The sequence below is a fragment of the uncultured Tissierella sp. genome, from assembly GCF_902479755.1.
Taxonomy (GTDB): Bacteria; Bacillota; Clostridia; order Tissierellales; family Tissierellaceae; genus Tissierella; species Tissierella carlieri.
Genome location: NZ_CABSQO010000068.1, coordinates 1 through 10,584, shown reverse-complemented (window position 1 = coordinate 10,584; position 10,584 = coordinate 1). Strand labels below are relative to the sequence as shown.

The 10,584-nt window shown below is 29.2% G+C and carries 12 protein-coding genes; 11 read left to right on the top strand and 1 reads right to left on the bottom strand.

What is annotated here, in order from left to right:
- From RDK80_RS19405 to RDK80_RS19360, 10 genes are all read left to right on the top strand, one after another.
- The coding region (locus RDK80_RS19405; protein WP_308525236.1) for a DUF5700 domain-containing putative Zn-dependent protease at positions 1-363 on the top strand (363 nt) is incomplete at its 5' end.
- 65 nt (positions 364-428) lie between these two features.
- On the top strand, positions 429-1,037 hold the full coding sequence (locus RDK80_RS19400; protein ID WP_256310884.1) for a DUF3298 and DUF4163 domain-containing protein: 609 nt from the start codon (positions 429-431) through the stop codon (positions 1,035-1,037).
- Positions 1,038-1,137: 100 nt separating this feature from the next.
- Positions 1,138-2,226 (top strand): DNA repair exonuclease, encoded by a 1,089-nt coding sequence (locus RDK80_RS19395; protein WP_256310883.1) that lies wholly within the window; start codon positions 1,138-1,140, stop codon positions 2,224-2,226.
- Positions 2,227-2,228: 2 nt separating this feature from the next.
- On the top strand, positions 2,229-4,679 hold the full coding sequence (locus tag RDK80_RS19390) for an AAA family ATPase (protein ID WP_308525235.1): 2,451 nt from the start codon (positions 2,229-2,231) through the stop codon (positions 4,677-4,679).
- 81 nt (positions 4,680-4,760) lie between these two features.
- The gene (locus RDK80_RS19385) at positions 4,761-5,444 is read left to right on the top strand and encodes a metallophosphoesterase (RefSeq protein WP_256310881.1); all 684 of its coding nucleotides are present in this window, start codon (positions 4,761-4,763) and stop codon (positions 5,442-5,444) included.
- Positions 5,445-5,455: 11 nt separating this feature from the next.
- On the top strand, positions 5,456-6,181 hold the full coding sequence (nagB, locus tag RDK80_RS19380; RefSeq protein ID WP_308525234.1) for a glucosamine-6-phosphate deaminase: 726 nt from the start codon (positions 5,456-5,458) through the stop codon (positions 6,179-6,181).
- Positions 6,182-6,195: 14 nt separating this feature from the next.
- The gene (locus tag RDK80_RS19375) at positions 6,196-6,738 is read left to right on the top strand and encodes a class IV adenylate cyclase (protein WP_256310879.1); all 543 of its coding nucleotides are present in this window, start codon (positions 6,196-6,198) and stop codon (positions 6,736-6,738) included.
- Between the two features lie 56 nt (positions 6,739-6,794).
- On the top strand, positions 6,795-6,980 hold the full coding sequence (locus tag RDK80_RS19370; protein ID WP_216557152.1) for a hypothetical protein: 186 nt from the start codon (positions 6,795-6,797) through the stop codon (positions 6,978-6,980).
- Between the two features lie 207 nt (positions 6,981-7,187).
- On the top strand, positions 7,188-8,579 hold the full coding sequence (locus RDK80_RS19365) for a TldD/PmbA family protein (RefSeq protein WP_256310878.1): 1,392 nt from the start codon (positions 7,188-7,190) through the stop codon (positions 8,577-8,579).
- A 1-nt stretch (position 8,580) separates the two neighbouring features.
- Positions 8,581-9,927 carry a TldD/PmbA family protein gene (locus RDK80_RS19360; RefSeq protein ID WP_308525233.1) on the top strand — a complete coding sequence of 449 codons (1,347 nt, stop codon included), beginning with the start codon at positions 8,581-8,583 and terminating at the stop codon, positions 9,925-9,927.
- Positions 9,928-9,952: 25 nt separating this feature from the next.
- On the opposite strand, the gene RDK80_RS19355 is transcribed toward RDK80_RS19360, so the two are convergent.
- Positions 9,953-10,153, bottom strand: a complete 201-nt coding sequence (locus RDK80_RS19355) for a DUF378 domain-containing protein (protein ID WP_256310876.1) — start codon at positions 10,151-10,153, stop codon at positions 9,953-9,955.
- A 138-nt stretch (positions 10,154-10,291) separates the two neighbouring features.
- Between RDK80_RS19355 and RDK80_RS19350 the strand changes: the two genes are divergently transcribed.
- Positions 10,292-10,498, top strand: coding sequence for a hypothetical protein (locus RDK80_RS19350; RefSeq protein WP_256310875.1), 207 nt, complete (start codon positions 10,292-10,294; stop codon positions 10,496-10,498).
- Positions 10,499-10,584: the final 86 nt, after the last annotated feature.

Below are 10,584 nucleotides of genomic sequence, written 5' to 3'. Positions count from 1 at the left end.
GAAGAAGGGACTGCATGTCTAATACAGCATGGTAGTGTTTTAGAAAAAGATGATCCTATAGGAACCATTACCAAGGAAAAGATGAAGCTAATAGGTAAAAAATTTTCACAGTTAAACTATATTTTGTTAGGGATAAGAGAAGGTAATATAAATTATCTAGAAATGGAAAAACTAGATATTTATTCTTTAGGTTATTATATAGCAAGTTCACTATATAATTTTTATGGTAAGGAAATATTGTTACCTTGGATAGAAAAGTACGATTATAAAAAACCAATAAAATCATATATTCAAGCTATGAGACAAACAGGAAATAATTCAGGATTCACTAAAGAAATTGAAAGCTGGTTATTACAGTTATAAAAAATCAGCACTAACTCCTTAATAATGCATATTTTATATTAACGAATAAAAAAGGAGTGGAAATCATGAATGAAAATATTTTTCCCGTTGAAATAAAAACCCTAAAATTAGATATGCGTAGGCTTGAAATATATTATCCTCAAGTATATGGGCTGGAAAATATATATGTGGAGGACAAGATTAATGATGTAATATTAGAAGTAATGTATAATCAAATAAATCAACAAGGGTATTATGATAATCCAGAAACGCAGATAACAGGTACATGGGAACTTAAAAATAATCAAAAAGGTATACTCTCCTTAACTTTAATAAACTATGCTTTTTCTGGTGGAGCCCATGGCCTAACAATAGTCAAAGGATTGACATTTGATATAGAAACTGGGAAACTATATGAATTACCAGAGCTTTTTAAACCGGATTCAGATTATGTTAAAGTTCTGTCTGAAGAAGTTAAGGAACAAATCGAGGATAGAGATATCCAGACCTTAGGAGAATTTGAACATATAAAACCGAATCAAGATTTTTATATAGCTGATTTGTCCTTAACTATATTCTTTCAAGAGTATGAAATAGCACCATATGTATATGGAATACTTTACTTTCCTATTTCCATATATGAAATAGAAGATATTATAGATGAAAATGGTCCATTAGGGAGAATGATATCTTAAATAATAAAGTCAGCTTTTTAAGCTGGCTTTTCTTTTTAATTAGTATCTATCTATAATTATATGATATAATTTTAGTACCATAATTTGGAGGAGGGATATTTTGGTTAAGTTTATTCATACAGGAGATTTACACCTAGGTTTAAAATTTAAAAATGTTTCTTTCCAACAAGAAAAAGCAATAGAAAGAAGAAATGAATTATGGTCTACATTTGAAAGAATAGTGAAATATGCTAAGGATAATAAAGTTGATTTTTTATTAATTGCCGGAGATTTATTCGAAGAAGCCTATTTTACCATAGGGGATATTACTAGGGTAAAAGATACTTTTAAAACTGCGGAGAATGTTAATATTATCATATCAGCTGGAAATCATGATTTTAAGGGGAGCAAATCCCTATATACTAGAGTTGAATGGACTAGCAATGTTACTATTTTTGATGGGGAAGGAATCAATAAGAAAGAGTTTGAGGACTTAAACACAGTAATATATGGATACAGCTGGGATACTGTTGAAATTCGTACAAACAATTTATTTAATGGATTAGAAAATAAATTGGATAATACAAAGAATAATATATTAGTAATACATGGTGATATATCCAACAATTCATCTTATCTTCCTTTAAATCTTCAGGAGTTAAATAATTTAAATATGGATTATATAGCATTGGGGCATATTCATAAACCTCAGATTATATCTGAAAAAATTGCATATTCAGGTTGCCCAGAGCCATTGGACTTTGGAGAGCTAGGAGAAAGAGGTATAATTAAAGGGATGATAAGTAATAAAAAAGCAGAATTTCAATTTGTTCCTTTTAGTAAAAGAAAATTTATTGAAACTGAAGTAATAATAGATGAGAATATGGGGTATCCTGATATAATTAATGAGATAAGAAATACTAGTATAGGAAATAAAAAGATAGATTTCTATAGAATAAACCTTAAAGGATTTATTCAAAAAGATATTATAGTTGAAAATTTAAATAAAGATTTGAACAATGATTTTTATCATATAGAATTAGTCAACAACACTATATTAGACTATGATCTAGAACAGTTAGAAAAGGAGAATGAAGGAAATATAATTGGAAGATTTATAGATTCTATGAAAGAGAAAAATTTGGACAACCCTATAGTAAAGGATGCTTTATATATGGGATTAGAAGTACTCTTAAAGGAGAGAAATTAGACATGCTTCTTAAAGAACTTAATTTAATTGGATTTGGAAAATTTAAAAATGAAAATATAGTTTTGAAAGATGGTATCAATCTTATATATGGAGAAAATGAAGCAGGCAAATCAACTTTGCATAGTTTTATTGATGGCATGTTTTATGGTTTTTTGAAGCCCAATATAAAGAGAACAGATTATTTGCCAGAATACGAGAAGTATAATCCTTGGAATAACAATAGATATGCAGGTATTATACGCTTTAAATATAATGGGAAGTTCTATAGAATCGAAAGAAATTTTACTAAAGGAGAAGAGAATACAAAGGTTTTAGATGAAACTACTGGAGTAGATATCACTAAAAATATAGAGGCTGGTTCAGGGAGAGTACTGCAACCAGGTATTCATTTCTTTGGTTTTAATACTAGAGTTTTTTCTAATACGATATTTATTAAACAATTAGGTACAAAGACAGATGATAAATTAGCTGCTGAAGTGACGGAAAAGTTAATTAATGTTACCACAACTCTAGATGATAATATATCAGTTGATAAGGCCATATCTGAGTTGAAGGTAAGAATGGGGGAAATTGGAACTGATAGAGCATCAACAAAACCCTATGCTAAAAATCTTAGAGACATAGAAAGACTCCAAGAGGAAAAAAGCAATATACTTTCAGAAAAAGATGCTTACCAATCTTATCTTGAAGAGAAAATAAGATTAAATAATAATCTGGAAATAGAAATGAGAAATTTATCTAGATTAAGAGAAAAGTTATCAAAGGTTGAAATATTAGAAAAGGCAAGGACATTAGAAGAGGCTAAGATACTGTCAGGTGAGATTGCAAATTTAAATTCAAAAATAGACAAATTATCAAGTTATGCTAATATATCTATGGATCAATACAAGGAAAGTATTAACCTAAGTAATGCTATTGATTTTATAGACAAGAATATTGTTCAATCTAAATTTGAATTAGAAAATATAGAAAATAGATTAGGATCTATGGACAACGAAAGATATAATGATATTTATGGGAAGAAAATTGAAGAAATAAGTAAGGACTATAACTATTATGAGGAATTAGAAGAAGAAAAAAATACAATTTTTTATAATAAAGAAGATAATAAAATAGAATTTTTAAAAAGAGATTATAAAGAACTTAAGGGTAAATCTTCAAAATATAGAGTTATTCAAATTTTTTCCATTATATTAGCTATCATTGCATTTGGTTTCGCAATTATAGCCATAATTACTAAAAAGTATATACCAATTGGTATCTTATTTATAGTTTTCGGTTCCATTGGAGGCTATTATACTAATAAAGTTAATAATCTCAAATATATTATAGAAGATATAAGTAGAAAAATAGAAGATATATATAATAGAGAGAAAGAAAAACGATCTAGAATTGAAGAAATAGAAAAATTGAAAAAAAGTTTATTAGAAAAATATAATACTACAGGCAAAATGGAACTTAAGAAATTATTAGATAGATTACAAATTGAGTATTATAGACAAAAGGAACAGATTGAATTATACAATGAACTAAAAACTAAGAGAGGGTTCTTACTAGATAGAATTTATGAAGATGAATTTAATAAAAAACAGAATTTAATTACACTTGAAGCGATATTTACTGAAAATAATGTTAGGGATATCCAGGAGTTTAATTATAGCTTAGATAAAAGAAATATGTATGAACAATATATTAGAGAGTCAGAAGGGAAAAAGGAAATTCTTAGGAAAGTATTGGGACAAGATACAATAGAGAATCTAATTGCTGAACTGGGTAATTTTTATTTAGATATAAATAATGGCATTGAAGATATGGATAAAAATCAAATAAAATATCAAATTGATAGAATTAATGAGAATATCTCGGATATTAAAATTGCACTAAGGGGAGCAGAGGAGAATCTTAATATCCTAGGTAAAAATATTGAAAGGTTAATTGTAATAGAGGAGGAAATTGAGAGAAAGATAAAATATAAGGAAGAATTAGAAAATAAATATAAATCTCTTGAAATTGCAGCTCAGGCTATTGAAGAATTATCAAGGGATATTCATAGTCAGTTTACTCCGGCAATAAATAAAAAGGTTAGTAAAATAGTTGAAAAAATTACAGAAGGAAAATACAATAATATTAAGATTAGTGAATCCTTAAACATTAGTGTTGAAAATCCCATTACCAGGGAAATAATAGATATAAATAGTTTAAGTGGTGGAACAATAGATCAATTGTATTTCTCTCTTAGATTTGGGATAATTAATTCTATGGTAGATAATAAATTACCTTTAATTTTAGACGATTGTTTTATTCAATATGATGATAGCAGACTTAAAAATATCATAGAGTTTTTAACTGATATTGGAAATGAAAGGCAGGTTATTTTATTTACTTGTCATAATCGTGAGAAAAAGGCATTAGAAGACTTGGGAGCTAAGTTCAATTTAATTAACTTAAAGTAAAGTATTACATTAACTAAGAATACGTTGAAAACACTAGGTTATAACTTAATGTTCATCAACAACATTAACTGAGGTGGTATATTGATATTTGCTATTGGAGACTTACATTTTGATAATACTGGTGATAAGCCCATGGGGATATTTGGTGATAACTGGTTAAATCATGAAGAAAAAATAATAGATAATTGGAGGGCTAATATAAAGGAAGACGATCTAGTGTTGTTAGCTGGAGATATATCTTGGGCATTGAAACTTGAAGAAGCCTATGAAGATCTATTGAAAATAGATGAATTACCTGGAAAAAAGATAATTATAAAAGGAAATCATGACTATTGGTGGAATAGCTTAAGAAAGTTAAATAATCTTGGACTTAAAACAATTAACTTTCTTCAGAATAACAGCTATATATATGATAACATTGGAATTGTAGGCACTAGGGGATGGTCATCTATAGATGTGGATACAGTTGAAGATCAAGATTATAAGGTATTTAATAGAGAATTAAATAGATTGAAACTATCTTTAGATTCTTTAAGGGAAAGTGTGGAAAAAATCATAGTGGTTTTACATTATCCACCATTTAATATTGATTGTAGTCCAAATGGATTTATTGATATAGTAAAAGAATATAATGGTGATATTTGTGTATATGGACATTTACATTCTGAAGGACATAAATATGCTGTTGAAGGAGTAGTTGAAGGAATTGAAGTTCACTGTATATCTAGTGATTATATCGATTTTATTCCAAAAAAAATATTGTAGGGAGTGAAAATATGAAAGTATTAGTTGAAAAAAATTATGAGGCAATAAGTAAGACAGCTGGAAGGATATTTATAGAATCCATAGCAAGTAAGCCAGATATTGTATTAGGGTTAGCTACTGGAAGTACACCAATTGGTATGTACAAAGAGATGATAAGAGCATATGAAGAAGAAGGATTGGATTTTTCTAAAGTTAAAACATTTAATTTAGATGAATATGTTGGACTTTCTCAAGAACATCCAAGTAGTTATGCATATTTCATGGATAACGAACTTTTCAAGTATATCAATATAAATAAGGAAAATACTCATGTTCCTGATGGAAAGGCAGAGAATATTGAGGGATATTGTAAGAGATACGACGAAATGATAAATGAAGCTGGTGGAATAGATATTCAAGTACTTGGGATAGGTGAAAATGGGCATATAGCTTTTAATGAGCCAGATGAGGCTCTATCTGCAGGTACATCTGTTGTTAAACTAACAGAGAATACTATAGAGGTAAATTCTAGATTTTTTGATTCACTGGAGGAAGTACCAAAGACTGCTATAACAATGGGGATGGGGAGTATATTAAGAGCAAGAAAAATAATACTTTTAGCCAGTGGAGAAAAAAAAGCGCCGGTTATAAAAAGATTATTAAATGATAATAAGGTTACTACTATGTTTCCAGTATCTTTTTTACTTCTTCACCCAGATGTAACTATTATAGTTGATGAAGAAGCTTATAATGGCTAATGGAGGAAATGGATATGAAGGAACTTGAAGTAAAGGTTTTAAATATAGATTTAAAAGAGATGGAATCAAAGTTGATGTCTTTAGGTGCTACATTAATAGATAAAGAACTTCAAGTAAATACATTAATTGATTCTAAAGAAAATTTTATTCAAGGCAAGCTAGATAGTTATTTAAGAATAAGAGAAACTAAATCAACTTTAACTAAAGATACTAAGCTAACATTAACTATGAAGAAGAACATTAACAGAGAAGGTATTCGAGAGAATATTGAAATTAATACAGATATATCCGATAAAAATGCTATATTGGAAATCCTAGAATCCTTAGGATATTATGTTATTCAAGAAGGCTTTAAGGAAAGAACTTCTTATATTTTAAATAATGCAAGATTTGATTTAGATAAATGGGATGATTTAACTTACCCTTATCCTTATATGGAGATTGAAGTTAATGATGAAGATGAACTTAAAGATATAGTTAAGTTACTCAATATCCCAAAGGAAAATATTTCTACCAAATCCATAGTAGAGCTTAGAAAGGAAAAGAACCTATTGTAACCAAAACCTCCCTATAAGAATAATATGTATTAGTCTAATATAGGGAGGTTGTTTTTATGTTAAATGGCTTGTTTGGTGGCGAAGATAACAGTATGATACTAATCATTATATTTATATTCCTATTACTATTTAATGATGACTGTGATAGAGATCGCTGTGACGGAGGATTTGGAGGAATATTTGGAGATGGCGGCATAATATGGATACTTATACTATTATTCTTCCTAGGTGATTTCTTTTAAGAAGGGCAGAATATCTAATGTTCTTTCATGACATATAGGAAAGTTATATTCAATCTTAATGTAACATTGACATAACTGAGTTTCATAAAAGGCTTCCTTAACGTACAAGTGTTTACGTGGAAGCCTTTTTTATTTTCAAAAAACTATTTTCAGTCCCGAAATAATATTGTATAATAATGATAAATACAAATAAAGGGAGGGATTTTTTTGTTAGAAAAAAATGTAATAGAGAATGTACTTTATGCAGCTTTGTCTAAAGGTGGAGATTTTGCGGAAATTTTTGTTGAAGATAAGTACAATTCTAGTATTAAATTAGTTGGTGGACTTATTGAAAATAATATTTCTGGTAGGGACTATGGAGTAGGCATTAGAATATTCGATAAATTAAATTGTATTTATGCTTTTACAAATGATTCTACAGAGGAAAATTTAATAAAAGTTGCTAAAGAAGCAGCATCTGCTTTACAGGGGGCGGCAGTTGATTTAAGGCTGAATTTTATAAAATCTAATGTAAGTAATTATAACCCAATTAAAATAATGCCATCAACTGTTCAAAAGAAAAAAAAGATAGATTTAATGAAAAGGGGCTATGAAGCTGCAAAAAATTACGATTCTGTTATATCACAGGCAATGGTAAGTTATCTTGATGAAGAGCAGAATGTACTGATAGCTAATACTGATGGATTAATAGCCGAAGACAAAAGAGTTAGAACTAGATTTATTGTTTCATCAGTTGCATCTAAGGATGGAGAAATGCAGGAAGGATATTATGGTCCAGGTGCATCTATGGGATTTGAATTTTTTGATAAGGTCAATGTGGAGGAAATAGGTAGAGAAGCTTCAAGAATTGCTAAAACTATGGTACATGCAGAGCATTGTCCATCAGGTGTTATGCCAGTTATTATGGACAATGAATTTGGTGGAGTTCTATTCCATGAGGCATGTGGTCATGCACTAGAGGCAGCTTTTGTATCTAAGGGTACATCGGTATTTGCTAATAAATTAGAACAGCTAGTAGCATCACCCTTATTAACTGCAATAGACGATGGGACTATGATTAATGAATGGGGCACTACTAATATAGATGATGAAGGTACTCCGACACAAAAGAATATACTTATAGAAAATGGAATTTTGAAATCCTATTTAATTGATAAGCTAAATGGTAGAAGAATGAATATGGACTCCACTGGCTCAGGTAGAAGACAGTCCTATAAATTTGCTCCTACTTCTAGAATGAATAATACTTATATAGCTGCTGGCACTTCAAGTCTAGAAGAGATAATATCAAATACTGAAAAAGGTCTATATGCTAAAAAATTAGGTGGAGGATCTGTGAATCCTGCTACAGGAGATTTTAATTTTGCAGTTATGGAAGGTTATTTAATTCAAAATGGGAAGATTTTAAAACCTGTAAGAGGTGCCACATTAATAGGTAATGGTATTAAGGTATTAGAGCTTATTGATATGGTAGGCAATGATCTATCTTTAGGACAGGGTATGTGTGGTGCAGATAGCGGTTCTATACCAGCAGGCTTAGGTCAGCCGCCTCTTAGGATAAAGTCTATAACAGTTGGCGGAAGAAGGGGGGATGAATAATATGGATTATAGAGCATTAACAGATAAATTGTTTAACAAAGGTAAAGAAAAGATGGAGGATCTAGAAGTTTTCATAGAAAGGTCAAAGGAAATTGAAATTGGTGTGTTTGGTAGAGAATTAGATAAATATAGTATTTCAGAATCAGGAGGTTTATCTTTAAGAGGAGTGCATGAAGGAAAAATGGGATATTCATATACAGAAAAAATAGATGAATCTTCCATAGATATGCTGATTGATGAAGCCTTTGAAAATGGTAAATATATTGATTCTTTAGATAAAGAGATAATTTTTGCTGGTTCAGATGAATATGAAGAAATAAATAATTACAATGACAGTCTAGAAAAAACTCCTATGGAAGATAAGATAGCTTTTATGAAAAACTTGGAAAAAGAAGCATTAGCTATGGATAGCAGAGTATCAGCTATACAAGTATGTGCCTATCAAGAATTCCAAAGAGATAGATATATAATAAATACCAAAGGAGTAAATTTATCTGATAAATTTAGTGGAGGATTTTGTTATATTTCCATAATTGTAAAAGATGGTGAAGATACAAAAACTGGTCTAAGTTATAGAATATTTAATGATCTTGAAAAGATTGACTATAGAGAAATTGCTAAAGAAGCGGTAGAAGAAGGTATATCTATGTTAGGGGCAACTACTATTAAATCAGATAATTACCCTGTTGTATTTAAGAATACTGTATTTGCAGATATCTTATCTGCTTTTACCCCAATATTATCAGCTGACAATGTGCAAAAAGGTTTATCAAGATTAAAGGATAAAGTTGGGTCTAAAATAGCAAATGAGATATTAACTATAGTTGATGATCCTTTCTTGAAAGATGGATTTGGAACTAGAGCTTTTGATGATGAGGGATGCAAGACTTCGTACAAGAAGATTATAGATAATGGAGTTTTAAATTCATATTTATATAATTTAAAGTCAGCAAATAAGGATGGAGTAGAATCTACAGGAAATGGAAGCAGAAGATCATATAAATCATCAATATCTATATCACCTACTAATTTATATATAGAAAAGGGTAGTAAAACTCTAGAAGAGTTAATAGAGAGTATTGATAAAGGTATATATATCATAAATGTAGAAGGTCTACATGCTGGTTTAAATGAAGTATCTGGAGATTATTCATTATCTGCCTACGGATATGAAATAGAAAATGGTAAGATTAAGAGACCGGTTAATCAGATAACTATAGCAGCAAATTTCTTTGAAACATTGATGGATATTGAGGAAATAGGAAAAGACTTGGAATTTGGACCTTTTAGTGGGGATGTAGGTTCACCTTCTATTAAGGTAAAAAATATATCAGTTTCAGGAGAATAGAACTAGAGAGAGAGAATAGATTAATCTATTCTCTCTCTCTAGTTCTATCGTTCAGTAAAAATTTAATTGAATAAATACCTGCTAAGCCAACCAATCCATATACTATTCTGCTTAATACAGAAGTAGAACCACCAAATAAGCTAGCTACTAAATCAATATTAAATAATGCTATAGATCCCCAGTTAAATGCACCGATAATTACAAGTATTAATGCTAATTTATCCATACTATTCCTCCTAAATTTTTATATATTTAATATGTCCAAATTGACTATTTTTATACAATTAATATCTTAATTTTAGTAACCACTTATATCTCAATTTCATAAAATACATTGAGGAATAAATATAAGGAGGTTATTATAATGACTGAAGATTTAGGCGTAAGGAGAGAATGTAGAAGAGGTATATTTGAAAATTTTGGTTGTATGGATGACTCATTATTATTTTTCTTTCTAATATTAGTTATTATATTCTGCACTTCAGACTGCTTTAATGAAAGAGAAAATGATTCATTATTATTCTTCTTCCTTCTTTTAGTAATACTATTTTGCGGAGAAGGATGCTTTTAAATATACCTATAGATAAAATCCCGTTATATACTGAAGTTGTAAACTAAAAGTAGACATAAAAAAAACATGTCTACTTTTTTGTTATA

Bases quoted from the DNA above. Each gene is read 5' to 3' on its own strand.
- RDK80_RS19390 (WP_308525235.1), top strand. From the start codon at position 2,229: ATGCTTCTTAAAGAACTTAATTTAATTGGATTTGGAAAATTTAAAAAT.
- nagB (WP_308525234.1), top strand. From the start codon at position 5,456: ATGAAAGTATTAGTTGAAAAAAATTATGAGGCAATAAGTAAGACAGCT.
- RDK80_RS19350 (WP_256310875.1), top strand. From the start codon at position 10,292: ATGACTGAAGATTTAGGCGTAAGGAGAGAATGTAGAAGAGGTATATTT.
- RDK80_RS19370 (WP_216557152.1), top strand. From the start codon at position 6,795: ATGTTAAATGGCTTGTTTGGTGGCGAAGATAACAGTATGATACTAATC.
- RDK80_RS19355 (WP_256310876.1), bottom strand. From the start codon at position 10,153: ATGGATAAATTAGCATTAATACTTGTAATTATCGGTGCATTTAACTGG.
- RDK80_RS19400 (WP_256310884.1), top strand. From the start codon at position 429: ATGAATGAAAATATTTTTCCCGTTGAAATAAAAACCCTAAAATTAGAT.
- RDK80_RS19375 (WP_256310879.1), top strand. From the start codon at position 6,196: ATGAAGGAACTTGAAGTAAAGGTTTTAAATATAGATTTAAAAGAGATG.
- RDK80_RS19360 (WP_308525233.1), top strand. From the start codon at position 8,581: ATGGATTATAGAGCATTAACAGATAAATTGTTTAACAAAGGTAAAGAA.